At 75.4% G+C, this 20,163-nt stretch carries 17 protein-coding genes, 1 tRNA gene and 2 pseudogenes; 9 read left to right on the top strand and 11 right to left on the bottom strand.

Annotated elements, in window-relative coordinates:
- Positions 1 to 115 precede the first annotated feature (115 nt).
- From AYX06_RS20320 to AYX06_RS20685, 5 genes and pseudogenes are all read left to right on the top strand, one after another.
- On the top strand, positions 116 to 2,311 hold the full coding sequence (locus AYX06_RS20320) for a DUF2252 domain-containing protein (RefSeq protein WP_232319349.1): 2,196 nt from the start codon (positions 116 to 118) through the stop codon (positions 2,309 to 2,311).
- Positions 2,312 to 2,905: 594 nt separating this feature from the next.
- Positions 2,906 to 4,063 (top strand): annotated as a pseudogene (locus AYX06_RS20100) (LuxR C-terminal-related transcriptional regulator); the annotation flags it as partial.
- A 121-nt stretch (positions 4,064 to 4,184) separates the two neighbouring features.
- Entirely contained in the window at positions 4,185 to 4,409 is a 225-nt protein-coding gene (locus AYX06_RS20095) for a response regulator transcription factor (protein ID WP_269148892.1), read from the top strand.
- 183 nt (positions 4,410 to 4,592) lie between these two features.
- Positions 4,593 to 4,658: pseudogene (locus AYX06_RS20690) on the top strand (PLDc N-terminal domain-containing protein); the annotation flags it as partial.
- A 66-nt stretch (positions 4,659 to 4,724) separates the two neighbouring features.
- Positions 4,725 to 4,883: an SHOCT domain-containing protein gene (locus AYX06_RS20685; RefSeq protein ID WP_261775417.1), complete on the top strand. Its 159-nt coding sequence runs from the start codon at positions 4,725 to 4,727 to the stop codon at positions 4,881 to 4,883.
- Positions 4,884 to 4,902: 19 nt separating this feature from the next.
- Here AYX06_RS20685 and AYX06_RS20680 read toward each other — a convergent pair whose 3' ends face one another.
- Together AYX06_RS20680 and AYX06_RS20675 are read right to left on the bottom strand one after the other, a co-directional pair.
- On the bottom strand, positions 4,903 to 5,478 hold the full coding sequence (locus tag AYX06_RS20680) for an AI-2E family transporter (protein WP_269148882.1): 576 nt from the start codon (positions 5,476 to 5,478) through the stop codon (positions 4,903 to 4,905).
- 35 nt (positions 5,479 to 5,513) lie between these two features.
- Positions 5,514 to 6,149, bottom strand: a complete 636-nt coding sequence (locus AYX06_RS20675; protein WP_198161406.1) for an AI-2E family transporter — start codon at positions 6,147 to 6,149, stop codon at positions 5,514 to 5,516.
- Between the two features lie 194 nt (positions 6,150 to 6,343).
- On the opposite strand from AYX06_RS20675, the gene AYX06_RS00165 reads away from it, so the two are divergent.
- Positions 6,344 to 7,261: a PfkB family carbohydrate kinase gene (locus AYX06_RS00165; RefSeq protein ID WP_062733223.1), complete on the top strand. Its 918-nt coding sequence runs from the start codon at positions 6,344 to 6,346 to the stop codon at positions 7,259 to 7,261.
- Between the two features lie 79 nt (positions 7,262 to 7,340).
- Here AYX06_RS00165 and AYX06_RS00160 read toward each other — a convergent pair.
- The 9 genes from AYX06_RS00160 to AYX06_RS00120 all read right to left on the bottom strand — a co-directional run bounded on the left by AYX06_RS00160 (position 7,341) and on the right by AYX06_RS00120 (position 16,163).
- Positions 7,341 to 7,414: transfer RNA gene (locus AYX06_RS00160), tRNA-Pro, on the bottom strand.
- An 84-nt stretch (positions 7,415 to 7,498) separates the two neighbouring features.
- Positions 7,499 to 9,058, bottom strand: a complete 1,560-nt coding sequence (der, locus tag AYX06_RS00155) for a ribosome biogenesis GTPase Der (RefSeq protein WP_232319348.1) — start codon at positions 9,056 to 9,058, stop codon at positions 7,499 to 7,501.
- Positions 9,059 to 9,132: 74 nt separating this feature from the next.
- Complete coding sequence (cmk, locus tag AYX06_RS00150) at positions 9,133 to 9,798, bottom strand: (d)CMP kinase (protein WP_062736786.1); 666 nt, start codon at positions 9,796 to 9,798, stop codon at positions 9,133 to 9,135.
- A 104-nt stretch (positions 9,799 to 9,902) separates the two neighbouring features.
- Entirely contained in the window at positions 9,903 to 11,021 is a 1,119-nt protein-coding gene (locus AYX06_RS00145) for a prephenate dehydrogenase (protein WP_062733221.1), read from the bottom strand.
- A gap of 10 nt (positions 11,022 to 11,031) precedes the next feature.
- The gene (locus AYX06_RS00140; protein ID WP_062733218.1) at positions 11,032 to 12,180 is read right to left on the bottom strand and encodes a pseudouridine synthase; all 1,149 of its coding nucleotides are present in this window, start codon (positions 12,178 to 12,180) and stop codon (positions 11,032 to 11,034) included.
- A 9-nt stretch (positions 12,181 to 12,189) separates the two neighbouring features.
- Positions 12,190 to 12,804, bottom strand: a complete 615-nt coding sequence (gene scpB, locus AYX06_RS00135; protein WP_062733216.1) for an SMC-Scp complex subunit ScpB — start codon at positions 12,802 to 12,804, stop codon at positions 12,190 to 12,192.
- Positions 12,801 to 13,718 carry a segregation and condensation protein A gene (locus AYX06_RS00130; protein ID WP_062733213.1) on the bottom strand — a complete coding sequence of 306 codons (918 nt, stop codon included), beginning with the start codon at positions 13,716 to 13,718 and terminating at the stop codon, positions 12,801 to 12,803. Before AYX06_RS00130 ends, scpB begins: the two co-directional genes overlap by 4 nt.
- Complete coding sequence (locus AYX06_RS00125) at positions 13,718 to 14,611, bottom strand: ParA family protein (RefSeq protein WP_062733211.1); 894 nt, start codon at positions 14,609 to 14,611, stop codon at positions 13,718 to 13,720. The genes AYX06_RS00130 and AYX06_RS00125 overlap by 1 nt, the downstream gene beginning before the upstream one ends.
- 112 nt (positions 14,612 to 14,723) lie before the next feature.
- On the bottom strand, positions 14,724 to 16,163 hold the full coding sequence (locus AYX06_RS00120) for a cation:dicarboxylate symporter family transporter (protein WP_062733209.1): 1,440 nt from the start codon (positions 16,161 to 16,163) through the stop codon (positions 14,724 to 14,726).
- A 256-nt stretch (positions 16,164 to 16,419) separates the two neighbouring features.
- Here AYX06_RS00120 and AYX06_RS00115 point away from each other — a divergent pair, with 256 nt between their 5' ends.
- From AYX06_RS00115 to AYX06_RS00105, 3 genes are all read left to right on the top strand, one after another.
- Positions 16,420 to 18,048, top strand: coding sequence for a sensor histidine kinase (locus AYX06_RS00115; protein ID WP_062733207.1), 1,629 nt, complete (start codon positions 16,420 to 16,422; stop codon positions 18,046 to 18,048).
- Positions 18,045 to 18,737, top strand: a complete 693-nt coding sequence (locus AYX06_RS00110; RefSeq protein WP_062733205.1) for a response regulator — start codon at positions 18,045 to 18,047, stop codon at positions 18,735 to 18,737. Before AYX06_RS00115 ends, AYX06_RS00110 begins: the two co-directional genes overlap by 4 nt.
- Before the next feature lie 109 nt (positions 18,738 to 18,846).
- On the top strand, positions 18,847 to 20,151 hold the full coding sequence (locus AYX06_RS00105; protein WP_062733202.1) for a cation:proton antiporter: 1,305 nt from the start codon (positions 18,847 to 18,849) through the stop codon (positions 20,149 to 20,151).
- The last annotated feature ends 12 nt before the right edge of the window (positions 20,152 to 20,163 follow it).

Genomic DNA, 20,163 nt, shown 5'->3' with positions numbered 1-20,163 from the left:
CGGCAGGTGAGCCGCCACGGGGCGCGGTGGGGCGAGAGTGGCCGCAGCGGGCTGCCGCCCGTTCCCCCGGGCGCCCGGCGACGGGGACCGGCCGAGACGGACGGAGGACACGGACGTGACCCCGAGCTTCACCCCGCCACCGCGGTCCGCGGAGGCGGCCGAGCGGGCCCGCGAGCGCTGCCCGCTGTCCGCCCACGGCCTGCTGGAGCCCGTGCGCGGGCAGCGCGACCCCGTGGCGCTGCTGCGCTCCCAGGACGAGGGGCGGCTGCCGGAGCTCGTCCCGCTGCGGCACGAGCGCATGGCCGCCTCGCCCTTCGCCTTCTTCCGGGGCGCGGCGCTCGTCATGGCCCACGACCTCGCCCACCGGCCCGGCACCGGCCTGGAGGTGCAGCTGTGCGGGGACGCCCACCTGTCGAACTTCGGGGTCTTCGGCACCCCGGAGCGCCGGCTCCTGTTCGACCTCGACGACTTCGACGAGACCGCCCGCGGCCCGTGGGAGTGGGACGTGCTGCGCCTGGCCGCCAGCTTCGCCGTGGCCGGACGCCAGAACGGCTTCGGCCGGGACGAGCGCCGCGGCGTCGTCGCCGCCGCGGCGCGGTCCTACCGCCGGGCGGTGCGCGGTTTCGCGCGCGAGTCCACCCTGGCCGTCTGGTACGCGGCCGCCGACACCGAGCAGGTCCGGCACCAGTACGCCCGGGGCAAGGAGGCCTCCCGCCGCACCGAGGCGGCGCTGCGCAAGGCCCGCTCCCGCGACAGCCGCCGGCTCCTGGGCACGCTGACGGAGGAGGTCGCGGGCCGGCCGCGCTTCGCGGCGGACCCGCCCGTCGTCGTGCCGGCCCGGGAGCTGCTGGGCCCGGCCGAGCACACGGCCCTCGCCGAGCGCATGGCCCGGCTCCTGGACGGCTACCGCGAGACCCTCGTGAGCGACCGCCGCTTCCTGCTCGACCAGTTCGACGTGGTCGACATCGCCCGCAGCGTGCGCGGGCTCGGCAGCGTGGGGACGCGCAGCTGGCTCGTGCTCCTCACGGGGCGGGCCGACGGTGAGCCGCTCTTCCTCCAGGTCAAGGAGGCCGGGGCGTCGGTGCTCGCCGCCGCCGGGGCCGTCCCGTCCGGCGTGCCCGGGGTCGAGCACGGGGGCGAGCGCGTGGTCGCCGGGCAGCGGCTCATGCAGGCCGCCAGCGACACGTTCCTGGGCTGGCTGTCCGTGGTCGACGCCGACGGGGTGCACCGCGACTACTACGTCCGCCAGCTGCGGGACTGGAAGGCCTCCGCCGCGGTGGAGCGGATGACCCCCGGTGGGATGCGGTCCTACGGCGAGCTGTGCGGCTGGACCCTGGCCCGGGCCCACGCACGCTCCGGGGACCGGATGGCGCTCGCGGCCTACCTGGCCCAGGGCAAGGTCCTCGACGAGGCCCTGGCGGACTTCGCCGAGGCGTACGCGGACCGCAACGCCGAGGACCACCGACGGTTCTGCGCCGTGCTCGAGGCAGAGGACCTGACGCCGGGGCACGCACGGCCGTCCCGCGCCGCGGCCTCCGGGGGGGCCGCCAGCGTGAGGCACCCCGCCGTTGCCCGTGCGCCCCGAGCGGGCCCCGGACCACCCGCCCCGGTCCCGCTCCGGCGCACCGGCCGGTCGCCGCCACGCCCCCGGCCAGGGGCCGAACCGCCCGGACGCGGAGGGCACAGTACCGGCCTTCCTTCCTCGCGAGTAGCCTCGAAGCATGAGGACCGCACCGACACGGGGGCTGGCGGGCGCGTCCGGAGGCCTGACGGCCGCCCGGTCCCTCGTCCCCCGGCTGCCCGCCGGGCTCGTGCGCCGTCCCCGTCTGGAGCGGCTGCTCGACGACGGCGTGGCGGCCGGCACGGTGGTCGTGTCCGGCCCGGCGGGCTCGGGCAAGACGCTCCTGCTGGCCTCGTGGGCCACCGGGCGCCGCCCGCCGGTCGCGTGGCTGTCGGTCGAGCCGGCCGACGCGGACCCGCACCAGTTCTGGGCCCGGGTGCTCTCCTCGCTGCAGGCCGTGCACGACGTGCCGCCGGCCAGCCCGCTGGCGACCCTGCACCCGCCCTCCGCGCACGACCCGCGCTTCGTCTCCGTCCTGGTGGAGGCCTGCACGGCGCTGCCAGGGCCGCGGGTGCTGGTGCTCGACGACGCGCACCTGATCGCGGGCACCGCCGCCGAGCAGTCCCTCGCCGCGGTGGTCCGCCGCGGCCTCGGCGGACTGCGCCTGGTCGTGGCGACACGGACCGTCCCGGGGCTCCCCCTGCAGCGGCTGCGCCTCGAGGGGCGGCTCACGGAGCTGCGCGCGGGTGACCTGGAGTTCGACGCCGAGGAGGCCGCGCAGCTGCTCCGGGCCCACGGCGTGGTGCTGCCACCGGCGCAGCTGGCCGCACTCCTGGAGAAGACCGAGGGGTGGGCGGCCGGGCTGCGTCTGGCGGCCCTGTCCCTGGAGAACTCGGGAGACCTCGGCGCCGTCGTCGAGCAGCTCGCCGGCGACCAGCGGGCCGTGGCCGACTACTTCGTGCAGGAGGTCCTGGACGGCCAGGACCCCGAGCTGACCGGGTTCCTGCTGGACACCTGCGTGGTCCACCGGATCTCGGGGACCTGGCCGACGCCCTCACCGGCCGCGCGGACGGCCGCCTGCTGCTGGGCCGGCTCGCGCGGGCGGACCTGTTCGTCGTCGCCCTCGACGACCGGGGCGAGTGGTACCGCTGCCACCAGCTCTTCGGGGACCTGCTGCGCCACCGGCTCCGGACCCAGGCCCCCGAGCGCCGGCAGGAGCTGCACCGGCGGGCCGCGGCCTGGTTCGCGGCGCGCGGGGAGCTGCTCGAGGCCGCCCGGCACCTGCGGGCCGCCGAGGACTGGACCGCGCTCGCGCGGTTCGTGCTGCGCAGCGCCGGCGCGGAGATGCTCGGCACGGAGCGCGCCGCGCTCGTCGCCCTCCTCGCGGACGCGCCCGTCGACCTCGTCACCCGGCACGCCGAGGTCGCGGCGGCGACGACCGTGGCCAGCTACGCCGAGTACGACGCCGGGGGCCTCGCCTCCCGCATCGCCCGCGCACGGGCGCTGCTGCCCGGTCTCGGCCCGCGCGACGCCCAGCTGACGGAGGCGGTCCTCACCACCCTGGAGGCGCTGCTCGCCTGGATGCACGCGGACGCCGCCGCGCAGGTGCGGTCCTCGGAGCAGGCGCTCCGGCGGCTCGAGGACGTCCTGCCCGAAGAGATGCCGGCCGCTCCCGTCTACCGCATCGCCGCGACCACCGTGCAGGCGATGGGCCGGCTGTGGTCCGGGGAGCTGGGCGAGGCCGAGACGGCGCTGCGGCGCACGATCAGGGCGGTCTCGGCCCGCCAGGCGATGACCCCGGTGCTGGCCCTGCACCTGCACGGGAACCTCGCCGTGCTCGAGGCGATGGGCGGACGGCTGCACGAGGCCCGCCGGGACGTGGACATCGCCCTGGCCGTGGCGGAGGAGTCCGGCTGGACGTTCCTGCCGCAGGCGGCCACGGCCTACCTGGCCGAGTCGCTGATCCGGCTGCTCGAGGTCGACACGGAGGCCTGCGCCGCCGCGCTCGCGCGCGGACTCGCCTGCGTGGGGAACCTGCGGGACCGCTACGCGGAGACGGGCCTGTCCCTGGTCGGCGCCCGCCTGGAGGTGTCGCGGGGAGACCTCCGGGCGGCGCGCGCCGGCCTGGCGCAGCTGCGCCGGCGGACGGCGGACTGGGCCATGCCCCGCTTCCTGGGGCAGTGGTGCACGCTCGTGGAGGCCGAGGTGCTCCTGGCGGAGGGGCACCCGGAGGAGGCCGCGCACCTGCTCGCCGCCGCCCGGACCGCGGCGGCGGGCGAGCGCCCCCACGCCCACCGCCTGGTGCTGCTCGCCCGCTCCCGTCTGGTGGCCGGCCGGCCGCAGGAGTGCCTGCAGGTGCTGCAGCCGCTGCTGGAGCAGCCGCCGGAGGACCGCGGCCCGGCCACCGACCTCTGGGTGCTCGCCGCCCTGGCCCACGACCGGCTGCGCGAGGACGCGCCGGCCCAGGCGGCACTGGACCGGGCGCTGACCGTGGCCGCCCCGGAGGGCATCGCCCGTCCCTTCCTCGTGGCCGGGGACGGCGCGCTGCGCCTGCTGGAACGGCACGGCCGCGCGGCTCGGCGGAGCCGCGCGCCCCGCGGCTCCCCCCGGGCCGGCCGAGCCGCTGACCAACCGGGAGCGCAGCGTCCTGCAGCTGCTGCCGACGATGATGAGCAACTCGGAGATCGCCGGCGAGCTCTACCTGTCGGTGAACACCGTCAAGGTCCACCTGAAGTCCCTGTACCGCAAGCTCGGGGTCGGCACCCGGCGCCAGGCGGTGCTGCGGGCCGGAGAGCTGGGCCTGCTGGGCGGGTCCTCCCCCGGTCCCACGATCACCCGCCGGGGGTGATCCCGCCGCGCCCGGCCAGGCCTGAGCCTGGAGCCGGGCCCGGAGACGCCGCGGCCGCGTGGACCGAGGAGAACCCGATGGATCTCTGGGACGTCTTTGTACTGATGCTGATCTGGGTGCCGCTGTTCCTGGTGTGGGGCATGGCGCTGCACGACATCTTCCGGCGCGACGACATCCGGGGGGGTCATGAAGGCGGTGTGGACCCTGGTGGTCATCTTCCTGCCGTTCCTGGGCACCCTGATCTACCTCGTCGTCCGGCCGGCCGGGGCCACCGAGCAGGAGCGTCAGGCGATCGACACGGCGAGCCGGCAGTTCGTGGCCCGGTACGCGCCGACCGACAACGCCCAGCAGCTCGCCCTGCTGACCGACCTGCGCGACCGCGGGGCGCTCACCGCCCAGGAGTTCGAGGCCGAGAAGGCCCGGGTCCTGGCCCAGGCGGCACCCGGGCGCGCCCCGGCCGAGCCGGCACTCTGAGCGCCGGCTCGGCGCGCCGTCACGAGGCCCGCCCCGGGCGCCCGGAGATCCTGGTCCGGCGCACCCGGGGCGGGCGCTCCGTCAGCAGCCGGGCCGCCTCCGCCGGACGGGCCTCGGCCGGGCCGGGCGCCGTCGGAGCGACCGCCGGGGCACCGGCCCCCGCCCCCGGGGCCGCGGCATCCCGGCCGGCGTCCGCCGGGCCGGACAGCAGCGGGCCGACCCACCGGGTGCGGGGGTCGGCGTCCACGAGGACCGCCTTGAAGAAGAGCGTGAGCGGCACCGCCAGCAGCGCGCCCAGGGCCCCCAGGGTGGCGGCCCAGAAGACGAGCGAGAGCATGGTCACCGTCACGGAGAGCCCCACCGCGTCCCCGACGATCTTCGGCTGGATGAAGGTCTGGATCACCACGTTGACCACGCTGTAGACCGCGATCACCGCGAGCATCAGCCGCGGCCCGCCCTCGAGCAGGCCGATCAGGGCCGGTGGGACGAGGCCCAGAACGAAGCCGATGTTGGGGATGTAGTTGGTGATGAACGCCAGCAGGCCCCACAGCACCGCGACGGGCACGCCGAGCCAGATCAGCGCCAGGGTGTCCACCGCCGCGACGATCAGTCCGAACGCCGTGGTGACGATCAGGTACTTCCGGCTCGTGCGGCGAAGCGGCCCAGCGCCACGGCGAGCTCCCCCGGGGCGCCGCGCAGGGCCGCCAGCTTGCCGGGGAAGGACGCGGCGTCCACCGCCATGAACAGCACGAGGGTCACGATGAAGAACAGGCTGGTGAGCAGGGCGAGCAGGCCGCCCAGCAGTCCGCCCGCCAGGGAGGCCACCCGCCCGAGGTCCACCCCCGCGAGGATCCGGGAGATCTGCTCCTGTCCCACCCCGAACTGGGCGAGGGCCGCGACCAGCCCGTCCAGCAGCGCGTCCAGCTCGGCCTGGTAGGTGGGCAGCAGGGTGGCGAAGCGGGCCCCGGCGACCACGAGGGAGGCCGTGAGGACCAGGAGTGCCACGTAGACGGCGACCAGGGCCACGGCCGTGCCGACCCAGCCCGGCAGCCCCCGGCGGACGAACCAGCCCCGCAGCGGGTGCGCCGCCAGGGTCAGCACCAGCGCGAGGAACGCCGGGCCCAGCAGGTCCGCCATCGTGCGCATCCCGAGGACGACGACGACGGCCGCGGCGAGCCCCACCAGCACCGCCACGGGGCGGCCCATCAGCGACCCCGGTGCCCGCCCGGGGGGAGTGTGGGCTCCGGTTCCTGCCTGCAGTGCCATGGCGACTCCTCCGCGTCGGCGCCCCGGGCGCACGGTCCGCCGCCCGGGGTCGTCTCCACCGTCGCGCTCCGCGCCCGGTGCGCGCATCACCCCGCGCGGGTGACGCCCGCCCCGCCGGCCGGTGCCCTCGCCGCGGCCGGTGCGCTCCCCTAGGCTGGCCAGCAGGACCGGTCCGTCGTCGGAAGGAGGGCCCCGTGCCCGGTGTCGTGGTGGTGGGTCAGGTCGCGCGCGACCTCGTGCTGGTCGTCGACCGGGTCCCTGAGGAGGGCGGCTCGGCGGACGTCCGCGAGCGCCAGGAGCTGCTCGGCGGCAAGGGCGCGAACCAGGCCGTGGCGTGCCGCCGGCTGGGCGCCGAGGTGGAGCTGATCGGGGTCGTCGGCGCCGACCGGGCCGGCGAGGACGTGCTCGCCCAGGCCGCCGCGGACGGGATCGGCGTGGCCGGCGTGCTGCGCCGCGAGGGCGTCCCGACGGCGCTGCTGGTCGACGTCGTCGGCCCGCCCGGGGTGCGCCGCCTGCTCGAGGACGTCGCGCCGGCGGCGCTGCTCACGGCCGAGGACGTGCGCGCCCGGGCGGGCCTGCTGCGGGACGCGGACGCCGTGCTGGTCCAGCTCCAGCAGCCGGGCCCGGCGGTGGTGGAGACGCTCACGGCCGCCGGCGGTGCGCTGGTCGTGGCCGACGGGGCCCCCGCGGACGCGCGGACCCGGCGGCGGGTCCTGGACGCGGCGGACGTGGTGCGCGCCGACGGCTCGGAGGCCGAGGCGCTGGCGGGGTGGGCCCCGCGCGGGGTGCCGGAGACGGTGCGGGCGGCGCAGGAGCTGCTCGAGGAGGGTCCGTCCGTCGTCGCCCTGGCCGCCGGGGACGCGGACGTGGTCGCCTGGGCCGGCGGGCACGTGGTGCTGCCGCACCTGGGCGAGGACCCGGTGGACCCGACCGGCGCGGGGGACGCGTTCGTGGCCGCGCTCGCCGTCGCGCTGCTGCACGGCGAGGACCCGGGGACCGCGGCCTGGTGGGCCGCGGCGGCCGCCGCGCAGGTGGTCGGCACGGCCGGCGGGCGGCCGCACCTGGACCCGGACCGGCTGCGGGAGACGGTGCGGCGCCACCGGGGCGGCTGAGCCGGCGGCCGGCGCGAGGCCCCCGGGTACGACGAAGGCCGGTGGTCCGCGTTCCCGCGGTCCACCGGCCTCCAGATCGTCGGGCTGACAGGATTTGAACCTGCGACCCCTTGACCCCCAGTCAAGTGCGCTACCAAGCTGCGCCACAGCCCGAAGTGCTCAGTACGTCGCCGCCCTGAGCACTCGCATCACATTACAGCAACCCGGGACGGAATTCATCTCGGCCGGAGCCGGCGCTCAGCGCTTCCGGGCGCGCTTCTCGCGCACCCGCATGCTGACCTCGATCGGGGTGCCCTCGAAGCCGAAGGTCTCGCGCAACCGCCGGGTGATGAAGCGGCGGTACCCCGGGTCGAGGAAGCCGGTGGTGAACAGCACGAACCGCGGCGGGCGGGAGGAGGCCTGCGTGCCGAACAGGATGCGGGGCTGCTTGCCGCCGCGCACGGGGTGCGGGTGGGCGGCCACGATCTCGCCGAGGAACGCGTTGAGCCGGCCGGTGGGGACGCGGGTGTCCCAGGACTCGAGGGCCTTCTCCAGCGCGGGCACCAGCCGGTCCTTGTGCCAGCCCGTCTTGGCGGAGACGTTCACCCGCGGCGCCCAGGCCACGTGCGCGAGGTCGCGGTCGATCTCGCGCTCCAGGTAGTAGCGGCGGTCCTCGTCCATCAGGTCCCACTTGTTGAAGGCCAGCACGAGGGCGCGCCCGGAGTCCACGGCCAGCTGCAGGATGCGCACGTCCTGCTCCGAGAGCACCTCGTCGGCGGCCAGCAGCACCACGGCCACCTCGGCGCGCTCCAGAGCGGCCTGGGTGCGCAGGGACGCGTAGAAGTCGGCGCCCTGGGCCATGTGCACGCGGCGGCGGATGCCGGCGGTGTCGATGAAGCGCCACGGCCTGCCGCCCAGCTCGATGAGCTCGTCGACCGGGTCCCGGGTGGTGCCGGCGAGCGGGTCGACCACGACGCGCTCGGAGCCGGCGAGCTTGTTGAGCAGCGAGGACTTCCCGACGTTGGGGCGCCCGATCAGCGCCACCCGGCGGGGCCCGCCGGTGAGCTCGGTCTCGGCCACGGCGGAGAACTCCGGCAGCACCTCCATCACGGCGTCCAGGACGTCGGCGGCGCCGCGCCCGTGCAGCGCGGAGACCGGGTGCGGCTCCCCCATGCCCAGGGACCACAGGTAGGTGGCCTCGACCTCCAGCTGCGGGGAGTCGACCTTGTTGGCGACCAGGATCACCGGCTTCCGCACCTTGCGCAGCATCTTCACGATGGCCTCGTCCGCGGCGGTCACCCCCACGGTGGCGTCGAGCACGAGCAGCACGGCGTCGGCGAACTCCACCGCCAGCTCGGCCTGCTCGGCGACCCGGGCGTTGATGCCCTTGGCGTCGTACTCCCACCCGCCGGTGTCCACGAGGGTGAAGTTGCGCCCGGCCCAGGTGGCCCGGTAGGAGACCCGGTCCCGGGTGACGCCCGGGGTGTCCTCCACCACGGCCTCGCGCCGGCCGAGGATCCGGTTGACCAGGGTGGACTTGCCGACGTTGGGCCGGCCCACGATGGCGAGCACGGGGGCGGGGCGGCGCACCGGCGCCCGGTCCTCGCCCTCGGCCCACCCGGCGAGCAGCGCGGCGTCCTCCTCGTCGAGCTCGTAGTCCTCGAGCCCGGCCCGCAGGGCCTGCGCGCGCTGCTCGGCCTCGTCGTCGTCGATGGCCGCGAGCCGCTCGGCGACGTCGTCCGTGCTGCCGCCGAGGATCTCGGCCTCGTAGGGGTCGTGGGCGGTGTCGTGCGCGGAGTTCTCGGGGTTGCCGGTCATGGCTGTCCTTCGCTGGGCCGGGTGCGGCCGGTCGGGGTGCGGATGGGTGTCGGGGGAAGCCGGGCGGGCCCGGCTCAGGCCGTGCGGCCGGCGGCCCGGACGACGGCGTCGAGCACGGCCTGGACGGTCTGCTCGACCGTGAGGTCGGAGGAGTCGATGGTCACGACGCCGTCGGCGGCCTCGGTGAAGTTGACCACCGTGGAGTCCTTCGCGTCCCGGCCCACGACCTCGGCCCGCAGCTGCGCGGCGTCCTCGACCCCGCCGTTCTGCAGGCCGCGGCGGGCCATCCGGGCCCGTTCGTCCGCGGTGAGCAGGATTCGGGCGTCGGCGTCCGGGGCGACCACGGTGGTGATGTCCCGGCCCTCGGCCACGATCCGGCGGCCGCTGTCGGCGATGAGCTGCTGCTGCCGGGCCACCAGGACGGCGCGCGCCGCCGGGTTGGTCGCCACGGCGCTGACCGCCCCGGTCACCCGGGCGCCCCGGATCTCGACGGCCACGTCGGTGCCGCCCACCAGGACCAGCTCCCGGTCGGGGTCGGTGCCCTGGGCGAGGGGGAAGGTGCGGGCGGCCTCCACCACGGCCTCGGCGTCGGCGAGGTCCACCCCGCGGTCGAGGCACCACCAGGTGAGGGCCCGGTACATCGCCCCGGTGTCCAGGTAGGCGAGGCCGAAGCGGCGGGCCACCTCCTTGGACACGCTGGACTTGCCCGAGCCGGAGGGCCCGTCGATGGCGACGACCAGCTCCCGCCCGGCGGCGGGGAACGGCGCCCCGGCCGGCGGGGCGCCCGCGGCGGCGCTCGTCCCGGTGTTCGTCCCGGTGTTCGTCCCGGTGTTCGTTCCGGTGTTCACTGCACGACCTTCCATCCGCGCTCCTGGAGCGCCTCGACGAGTTCCTTGCGGCGGTTGGGGAGCACGGAGACCTCGGCGAGGCCCACCGGCTGGCCCGGGGAGTGCTCGAGGCGCAGGTCCTCGAGGTTCACGCCGATCTCCCCGATCTCGGTGAGCAGGCGGGCCAGCTGACCGGGCACGTCGCCGACGAGAACGGTGAGGCTGGCGAAGGACCGCGGCGCCCCGCCGTGCTTGCCGGGGATGCGGGCCTGGCCCGCGTTGCCCTCGGCGATGAGCTGGGCGATGTCCAGGCGCGCCCCCGGGGCCTCGGGTCCCTCGAGGGTGGCGATGAGGCGGTCGAGGTCCTGGCGCACCCCGTGCAGGGACGCCACGACCGGCTCGGCGTTGGCGGAGAGGATCTGCACCCACAGGTGCGGGTCCGAGGCGGCGATGCGGGTGGTGTCCCGCAGTCCCTGGCCCGCCAGGGACAGGTGGTGCAGCGGGGTGTCCTGCAGCCGGGAGGCCAGCAGCGAGGACATCACCTGCGGCAGGTGGGAGATCAGCGCCACCGTGGCGTCGTGCTCACGGGCGTCCATGAAGGTCACGGTCGCCCCGAGGTCCACCGCGAGGTTCTTCGCCGCGGCCAGGGCCGCCGGCGAGGAGCGCCCCGAGTCGCACACGACCCAGGGCATGGAGGTGAACAGCTCCCCGCGGGCGGCCACGGGACCGGACCGCTCGCGCCCGGCCATCGGGTGGGTGCCCACGTACCGGGTGAGGTCGCCGCCGAGCTCGCGCACGCCCTCCAGCACCGCCTCCTTGACGGAGGCGATGTCGAGGACGACGGCGCCGGGGTGGCGCTCCAGCGCCTCGGTCACGGTCCGGGCCGTGACGTCGGGCGGGGTGGCGACGACGACGAGGGCCGGCTCCGGGGCCGGTCCGGCGGCCCGGCAGGAGCGGCCGGCGCCGATGTCCTGGGCCACGGCCTCGGCGGTGGGCGAGGCGTCCTGCAGCCACACGTCCACGCCCAGGTGGCGCAGGCCCAGCCCGATGCTGGCGCCGAGCAGCCCGGCACCGACCACGAGCACGGGGCCGGTGGTCGCCGCGGGGGCCGGGCGGGCGGAGGGGGTCTGCGTCACCGGGGGCTCCTCACATGCCGACCGAGGCGAGGAGGTGCCCGACCTCGGTCTTCGAGAGCTTGCGGATGGTGCCCTGGCGCTGGTCCCCGATCCGGATGGGACCGACCTGGGTGCGCACGAGCTTCTCCACGGGGTGGCCCACCGCGTCGAAGAGCCGGCGCACGATCCGGTTGCGCCCGGAGTGCAGGACGACCTCCACGAGGATGTGCCCGGGGGTGGAGTCCACGAGCCGGAACGAGTCGACGGAGGCCGGCCCGTCCTCGAGCTGGATGCCGGCCTTCATGGCGGCCCCGACGCCCTTCTCCATGGGCCCGCGCACCTGCACGAGGTAGGTCTTGGGCACCTCGTAGGAGGGGTGGGTGAGCCGGTTGGTCAGCTCGCCGTCGTTGGTGAGCAGCAGCAGCCCCTCGGTCTCGACGTCGAGGCGGCCCACGTGGAACACGCGCTCGTTCTTCTGCTGGTTCAGGTAGTCGGCCACGCACGGGCGGCCTTCGGGGTCCTCCATGGTGGAGAGCACGCCCTCGGGCTTGTTGAACGCGTAGTAGACGAGGTTCTCGTCCAGCTGCACGCGCACGCCGTCCACGTGGATCTCGACGGTGGCCGGATCCACGCGGATGCCCAGCTCGGTGACGGTCTCGCCGTTGACCTGCACGCGGCCGGCCTCGATCATCTCCTCGCAGACCCGCCGCGAGGCCACCCCGGCCTGGGCCATGAGCTTCTGCAGGCGCACCCCGTCCGGGTCGTGCTGGTCCAGCCGGTCCACCGGCGGGTTCGTGGGGCGGCGGCGACGGTGCGGCGGGCGGTAGGGCGTGGCCGGCATCCGCCGGGCGCTGCGCTCGGAGGAGGCGAACGGCCGGGGGCCGCGCTCCTGGGCCCCGCCCTTGGGACCGGCGCCCTTCGCGGCGCCGCCCTTCGCGGTGCCGCCCTTCGCGGTGCCGCCCTTGGGACCGGCGCCCTTCGCGGTGCCGCCCTTGGGACCGGCGCCCTTCGCCGTGCCGCCGCGCCCGGAGCCGGCCGGGGCCGCGCCGCGGCCGGTGCCGCCGCGCCCGCCCGGGAAGGACGCGCCGCCCTGGCCGCTCCGGGGCTTCCCGCCCTGGGAGCCGGGGCCGCGGCGGCCGCCGGGCCCGGGACGGCCGGATGATGAACGTGGTGTGGCCATGGTGGTGTCTCAGTCCTCGTAGTGGTCGATCTGATCGATGCCCGGCAGATGAGGGGCGATGTCGGGGAGCTCGTCGAGCGACCCGATGCCCATCCTCTCCAGGAAGAACGTGGTGGTGCCGTAGAGCACGGCCCCGGACTCGCCGTCCCGCTCGAGCTCGCGGATCAGCCCCCGCTGCACGAGGGTGCGGACGACGCCGTCGACGTTCACCCCGCGGATCGCGGAGATCCGTCCTCGGCTCACGGGTTGGCGGTACGCCACCACGGCCAGGGTCTCCAGGGCCGCCTGGGACAACCGGGCGGTCTGCCCCTCCGCGACGAACGCGGAGACGACCGGGGCGAACTCGCTGCGGGAGTAGATCCGCCATCCGGCACCGGTGCTGCGCAGCTCGAAGCCGCGCGGCTCCAACGTTCCAGCATACCCCAGATCCGCGGCACGTCCGTCGTACTCCGCGCGCAGCCGGTCCAGGACCCGCTGCACCGAGGCGACGGGGACCACGAGCGCGGCGGCGATCTCGTACTCGCCGACGGGTTCGTCGGCGACCATCAGGATCGCCTCGACGGCGGCCTTCAGGCCCCCGGGCAGGGCCTCGAGGTCCGGACCGGCCGCCGGCACGGCGCTCACGCGGGCACCCCTGCCGGGGACGCGACGGACGAGGGAACGGGGTCGGCCGCGGGTCCGGCCGCCGGGCCGCCGATGGCGTCGGCGGCCGCGCCGATGTCGTCCGTGGCGAGGCGGTCGGCGGTCCACCCGCTGCCGGCCCCGGTCCAGCGCACCGTGAGCTCCCCCAGCGGGGCGTCCTGGGCGAGCTCGATCACGGCGTCCCGGAACATCTCCAGCAGCGCCAGGAACCGGACGACCACCGCGAGCGTGGACCCGGCGTCGACCACCAGCGCGTGGAAGGAACGCGGCCGGCCGTCCTCGAGCAGGCCCACCAGGGCCTCGGCCTCGTCCCGGACGGACACGGCGGCCCCGTGCAGGTGGTCGACGCCGACCTCGGGGGGCGTCCCCGGCCGGGCCGCGAACACCGCGCGCGCGATCTCGGCGAACTGTTCGGGGGTGGTCCGCCAGTCGAGCTCGGGCAGGACGGCGGCGACCTCCGGGTCCAGCGGCACCACCCGCGGGAGGCGGGCGGACTCGGCCCGCAGCCGCTCGTCGAGCAGGCCGGCGACCTCCTTGAAGGCCTTGTACTGCAGCAGCCGGGCGAAGAGCAGGTCCCGGGCCTCGAGCAGGGCCACGTCCTCCTCGTCCTCGACCTCGCCCCGCGGCAGCAGCCGGGCGGCCTTGAGGTCCAGGAGGGTGGCGGCGACCACGAGGAACTCGCTGGCCTCGTCGAGGGCGCGGACCGACCCGGAGTCGTGCAGGGCGCGCACGTACTGCAGGAACTCGTCGGTGACGGTGGCCAGCGCGATCCGGGTGATGTCCATCTCGTGCTTGGCGATCAGGGACAGCAGGACCTCGAAGGGCCCGGCGAAGTCCTCCAGCTGCACCGTGAAGCCGCCGGGCCCGCTGGGCTCCGGCAGCTCCTCGGGGTGCATCAGGGCGCGCCGCCGCGCGAGATCAGCTCCCGCGCCAGCTGGCGGTAGGACTCGGCACCCTGGTGGGCCGTGGCGAAGGAGAGGATGGGCTCCGCGGCGACCGTGGCGTCCGGGAACTTCACGGTGCGCTTGATGACCGTGTCGAAGACCTTGTCGCCGAACGCGTCGACGATCCGGGCCATGACCTCCCGGGAGTGCAGCGTCCGGGAGTCGAACATCGTGGCGAGCACGCCGTCGATCTGCAGGCGCGGGTTGAGCCGGTCCTGGACCTTCTCGATGGAGTCCACGAGCAGGGCCACGGCCCGCAGCGCGAAGAACTCGGCGATGAGCGGGATGACCACGCCGTGGGCGGCGGTCAGGGCGTTGACGGTCAGCAGGCCCAGCGAGGGCTGGCAGTCGATGATGATGACGTCGTAGTGCTCCTCGAGCTTGCGCAGCGCGCTGGCCAGGACCTGTTCCCGGGCCACCTCGGTGACCAGCTGCACCTCGGCCGCGGAGAGGTCGATGTTGGCGGGGAGCAGGTCCACGCCCTCGACGTCGGTCTCCTGGACCACGTCCCACACGTCCACGGAACGGTCCATCATCACGTTGTAGACCGTCAGCTCCAGCTCGTGCGGGTTCGCGCCGAGGCCGGCGGAGAGCGCGCCCTGCGGGTCGAAGTCGACGAGCAGGACCTTGCGCCCCAGCTCCGCCAGCGCGGCCCCGAGGTTGATGGTGGACGTGGTCTTGCCCACCCCGCCCTTCTGGTTGACCATCGCGATGATCCGGGCGGGCCCGTGGGAGGACAGCTCGGGCGGTTCGGGGAAGTCGCGGACGGGACGGCCGGTGGGGCCCAGGGCTCCCGCCGCGGTCTCGCCCGTTCCGGGGATCCTCTCGTCGCTTCGCTGGCTCACTCGTGGCACCGCTCTTTCGTTCGTGGTCGCTGGCGCGGGCGGGCCGGCCCGGGCGCGGCCGGACCCGGTGGGGTCCGGCGGGCGCGGTCGGCTCGTCGGCAGGAGGCGGTGCTCAGCGGGTGCCGGCGGCGGCCTCGACCTTCTCGGCCACGGAGTCCTCGACGCGGGCGCCGTCGGCGCCGGCGCCCTGCTCGGGGGCGTCCTGCTCGGGGGCGCCGTGCGAGTGGGCGGCCATGGTGGACTCGTCGAAGCGGTCCTGGCCGGAGAGCACGCGCTCGACCTGGTCGAGGTCGATCTCCCGGGTCCACTTGCCGATCAGCAGGGTGGCCACGGCGTTGCCCGTGAAGTTCGTCAGGGCGCGGGCCTCGGACATGAACCGGTCGATGCCCACGATGATGCCCACGCCGTCGACCAGGTCCGGGCGGTACGACTGCAGCCCGCCGGCGAGGGTGGCCAGTCCGGCGCCGGTGACGCCGGCGGCACCCTTGGAGGCGATGATCATGAACACCAGCAGGGAGATCTGCTCGCCCAGGGCCAGGGGGTTGCCCATGGCGGAGGCGACGAACAGGGCGGCCATGGTCAGGTAGATCGCGGTGCCGTCCAGGTTGAAGGAGTACCCGGTGGGGACCGTCACGCCGACCACGGGCTTGGAGACGCCCACGTGCTCCATCTTGGCGATCAGCCGCGGCAGGGCGGCCTCGGAGGAGGAGGTCGAGAAGATCAGCAGGTACTCCCGGGCCAGGTACTTCATGAGCCGGAAGATGTTGATCCCCGTGACCGCCTTCAGCAGCCCGCCCAGGACCACCACGATGAACAGGACGCAGGTGAGGTAGAAGGCGATCATCAGCGTGGCCATGGAGATGATGGCCTGCACGCCGGTCTCCCCCACCACGCCGGCGATCGCGCCGAACGCACCGATCGGGGCGACCCACATGACCATGATCAGGATCCGGAAGACCAGGGCCTGGATGTAGCCGACGGCCTTGAGCACGGGCTTGCCGGCCGGGCCCATCTGCTGGAGGGCGAAGCCCACGATGAGGGCCACGAAGAGGGTCTGCAGGATGTTGCCCTCGGTCAGCGAGGAGATCAGGGTGGTGGGGATGATGCCGAGCAGGAACCCGATCGTCCCGCCCTCCCCGTCGCCGTGGCCGGTGTCGGTGATCTCGTACTCGGAGCCCTGGATGTTCAGGCCCTCACCCGGGTGGATGAGGTTGCCCACGAGCAGCCCGATGGCCAGGGCGGCGGTGGACATCGCCATGAAGTAGGCCAGGGCCAGGCCGCCGACCTTGCCGACGGTGGCCGCCTTGGCGATGGAGCCGACGCCCAGCACGATCGTGCAGAAGATGATGGGGGCGATCATCATCTTGATCAGGGCGATGAACGCGGTGCCGATGGGCTTGAGCGTCTGGGCGAACTCGGGGGCCACGAGGCCCAGCACGGCGCCGGCGACGACGGCGACGATCACGAAGACGTACAGGTAGTGCGTCTTGTCCTTCTTCTGCTTCTGGACGGGCCGTTGCGGGTCGACGGGTTCCGTGGCGACGGTGGCCATGCTTCTCCTGACGGTGCGGATGGACGGTGCGGACGGACGGTGCGGATGGACGGTGCCGGCGGGCGGTGCGGGGAGGCGCTGCCCGTGGGCCGGGCCCGGGCCGTTGTGACGAGTCTCACCGGCCGCCGCGGCCCTGTCGCGTTGTGGTCATAATGGTCGTGACGCCCACCACAGCCCGACCACAACCGGACCGCGCGCAGGTGGCACGGGCAGGTGGCACGGGCGGCCGGGACGGGCAGGAGGGGAGGAGGCGGGCATGTCGTTGGCCAGGCGCTTCCTCCTCCTCCAGCTGGTCGTCGTGGCGGTCGTGACCGTCGCGGTCTCCCTGGTCCTGTTCGCCCAGGAGCGGGAGGCGGTCCAGGAGCGCGCCGAGGCCGTGACCCGGGCCGTGGCCACGGCCCTGGCCGACGACCCCTACGTCCTGGAGGCCGCCGGCACCCCGGACCCGCACGCCGCCCTGCAGCCGCTCACGGACCGGCTGCTCGAGGACACGGGCCTGGACTTCGTCACGATCATGGCCCCCGACGGCACCCGCTGGACCCACCCCTGGCCCTCCTCGGTGGGCGACCCCTACCGGGGCGACCGCTCGCAGGCGCTCGCCGGGCAGGTCTGGACCAGCACGGAGCGGGGCAACCTCGGCCCGTCGGTGCGCACGATCGCCCCCGTGCGGGACGGGGACGGGACGGTCGTGGCGCTCGTGGCCACGGGGGTGCTGCTCGAGGCGCTCACCGAGCAGGCGCTGGCCCAGCTGCCGGCCGTGCTCCTCGTCGGGGTGCTGCTGCTCGCCGCCTCCGCGACGGTCGCGGTCCTCGGGGCGCGCTACCTGGGCCGGGTCACGCACGGGTGGGGCCCGGAGGAGCTCGCCCAGGTCCACTCCCTGCACGACGCCGTGCTCAACGAGGCCACCGAGGGCCTGCTGCTCGTGGACCCCTCCGGGGCGGTGCCGGTGCTCAACGCCCGCGCCCGCGAGCTGCTCGGGATCGCCCCGGACGCGGCCGGGCCCGGCCGGCGCAGCGCACCACCCGTCGAGGCGCTGGGCCTGCCCCCGGCACTGGAGGCCGTGCTGCGCTCGGGGGCGCCCGTGCAGGAGCAGTGGGTCGTGGTCGGGGAGCGCACGCTCATCGTCTCGAGCCTGCCGGCGGGCGGGGCGCTCGCCGGCCGCGGCATGGTCGTGATCCTGCGCGACCACACCGAGATCTCCCGGCTCTCCGGGCAGCTGCGCGCCACCTCCGCCCTGGCCGGAGCCCTCCGGGCGCAGACGCACGAGCACGCCAACCGGATGCACACGGTCGTCTCGCTGCTGGAGCTGGGGCGCGAGGCTGAGGCCCTGGACTTCGCCTCCGCGGACCGGCAGCGCACCCAGGGGCTGTCCCAGGACCTGCTCGCCCGCCTCGAGGACCCCTTCCTCGCCGCCCTGCTCGTGGGCAAGACGGCCGCCGCCCACGAGCGCGGCGTGGAGCTGGAGGTCGCCGTGGGCCCGGACGTGCCGCGCGTCCCGGTCTCCCCCGCCGACCTCGTGACCCTCGTCGGCAACCTCGTCGACAACGCCGTGGAGGCGGCCGCGGCCAACGCCGACCGCGTCCGCCCCGTGGTCGAGGTGGAGATCGTGGGGGCGCCCGACGACGCCGACCCGGCCCGGGACGCCGTCGTGGTCACCGTGGCCGACACCGGCATGGGCGTTCCGGAGGAGCTCGCCCAGGACGTCTTCGAGCCCGGGGTCAGCACCAAGCCCGCCGGCCCCGAGGGCCGGGGCGTGGGCCTGCACCTGGTGCGCGAGGTCGTGGAGCGCTGGGGTGCCCGGATCGAGCTCGACAACGACGGCGGGGCCGTGTTCACCGTGACCATCCCCGCCCCCCGGGACGCCGCGCCGGAGCAGGTCCCGTGACCGGGACGGTGCGGGTCCTCGTCGTCGACGACGAGCCGCTGACCGCCGCCGCCCACGCGGAGTACGTCGATCGCTCCCCGGGCTTCCGGGCCGTGGCCACCGCCGTGTCCGGGCACACGGCGGTGCAGGCCGTGCAGGCCGCCCGCCGGGCGGGCCGGCCCGTGGACCTGGTGCTGCTGGACGTCAACCTCCCGGACATGTCCGGGCTCGACGTCGCCCGCACCCTGCGGGCGCGCGGGGAGTCGGTGGACCTGCTGGTGATCACCGCGCACCGGGACGTGGCCACCGTCCGCGAGGCGACCACGCTCGGCGTCGTGGGCTACCTCATCAAGCCCTTCACCTACGCCGTGTTCGAGGAGAAGCTCGCCGCCTACCGCAGCTACCGCTCGGCTCTCGGACGGGCCGGGGCCGTGGACCAGGCCGAGGTGGACCGGGCCTTCGCGGCCCTGGCCTCCCCGGTGCGCGCCGCCGCGCCCAAGGGGCTCTCCGCCCAGACCCTGGCCGCCGTCACCGAGCTCGTGCGCGGCGGCGAGTGGCTCTCCGCCGGGGAGGTGGCCGAGCGCAGCACGCTGTCGCGGGTGACGGCACGGCGCTACCTGGAGCACCTGGCCGACCGCGGCCTCGTGCGCCGGCGCTCCCGCTACGGCACCCCCGGGCGCCCGGAGCTCGAGTACGCGTGGGCCGGCTGAGCGGACGCCGCCCAGGACGTCCCCGGCGCGCACCGGCGCGGTGCCCGCGTCCGCAGCGGTGCGTAGTCTTCTCGGGATCAGCCCCATCCGCCGAGGGAACGAGGTCCCGGTGTTCGACGCCCCGAGCTTGATGTTCACCGCCGCCGGTGTGGCCGTGTTCGCCGCCGCGCTGCTGCCGCGGCTGCTGATGCGCGCCCCCGTCTCGATGCCCATGGTCTTCCTGGGGACGGGCCTGGCCGTCTTCTCCGTGGCCGAGACCCTCCCGGACCCGGACCCGGTGGCCTACAGCGACATCACCGTCCACCTCAGCGAGATCTGCGTCATCGTCTCCCTGATGGGCGCCGGCCTGGCCCTGGACCGCCCCCTGGGACGCGTCCGGTGGGCCACCACCTGGCGCCTGCTGGGCATCGTCATGCCGCTGTGCCTCGTCGGGCTCACCCTGCTCGGGTGGTCGGTGCTGGGCCTGAGCCTGGCCGGGGCCCTGCTCTTGGCCGCGGCCCTGGCCCCCACCGACCCCGTCCTCGCCTCCGAGGTCCAGGTCGCGGAGCCCTCGGAAGCCGAGGAGGACCTCGACGGGGAGGACGAGGTGCGCTTCGGCCTCACCTCCGAGGCCGGGCTCAACGACGGCCTCGCCTTCCCGTTCGTCTACCTCGCCGTGGCCCTCAGCGTCGTGGGGACCGCGCCCGCGGCGTGGCTGCCGCACTTCCTCCTCGTGGACGTCGGCTGGCGGATCGCGGTCGGGTGCCTCGCCGGCTACCTCGTGGGCAGGCTGCTGGGGCGGGTCTTCTTCCGCTCCCCGGTCGAGAGCATCCGTCTGGCCTCCCACTCCGAGGGCTTCGTCGCGCTCGCGGCGACCTTCCTCACCTACGGCATCACCGAGATGGTGGAGGGCTACGGCTTCGTCGCCGTGTTCGTGTGCGCGCTCACCATCCGCGCCGGCGAGCGGGTCCACGGCTACCACGGCGTGCTGCACAGCTACATCGAGCAGCTCGAGCGCCTGCTCACGGTGGCGGTGCTCGTGCTGCTGGGCGGGGCCGTGGCCCGGGGCCTGCTCGCCGGCCTCAGCTGGTCCGAGGTCCTGGTCGCCGCGGCCTTCCTCCTGCTGGTGCGGCCCGTCGCCGGGTGGATCGGCCTGGCCCGGGGCCGGACCGGCCCGTGGGAGCGCGGCGTCATCGCCTTCTTCGGCGTCCGCGGCATCGGCTCCGTCTACTACCTCGGCTACGCCCTGGCCGAGGGGGACTTCGCCGCGGAGGACCAGACGCTGTGGCGGATCGTGGGGCTGGTGGTCGTCATGTCGGTCGTCCTCCACGGCGTCACCGCCGGGCCGGGCATGGCCCTGCTCGACCGCGCCCGGCGGCGCAAGGCCGTGCGCGAGGCCGGGACGGAGGCGGCCGCCCCCCGCACCCCCATCTGAGCGGGGGCCGCG

The sequence above is a fragment of the Kocuria turfanensis genome (assembly GCF_001580365.1).
Classification (GTDB): Bacteria; Actinomycetota; Actinomycetes; order Actinomycetales; family Micrococcaceae; genus Kocuria; species Kocuria turfanensis.
The sequence above is the reverse complement of the archived record's forward strand: the minus strand, read 5'-3'. Positions and strand labels throughout refer to the sequence as shown.

What these genes read in the sequence shown, in the direction of transcription:
- AYX06_RS20675 (WP_198161406.1), bottom strand. Translation starts at nt 6,149, where the DNA reads ATGGCACTGCAGGCAGGAACCGGAGCCCACACTCCCCCCGGGCGGGCA.
- der (WP_232319348.1), bottom strand. Translation starts at nt 9,058, where the DNA reads ATGACCGGCAACCCCGAGAACTCCGCGCACGACACCGCCCACGACCCC.
- AYX06_RS00140 (WP_062733218.1), bottom strand. Translation starts at nt 12,180, where the DNA reads ATGGCCACACCACGTTCATCATCCGGCCGTCCCGGGCCCGGCGGCCGC.
- AYX06_RS00130 (WP_062733213.1), bottom strand. Translation starts at nt 13,718, where the DNA reads ATGCACCCCGAGGAGCTGCCGGAGCCCAGCGGGCCCGGCGGCTTCACG.
- AYX06_RS00120 (WP_062733209.1), bottom strand. Translation starts at nt 16,163, where the DNA reads ATGGCCACCGTCGCCACGGAACCCGTCGACCCGCAACGGCCCGTCCAG.
- AYX06_RS00115 (WP_062733207.1), top strand. Translation starts at nt 16,420, where the DNA reads ATGTCGTTGGCCAGGCGCTTCCTCCTCCTCCAGCTGGTCGTCGTGGCG.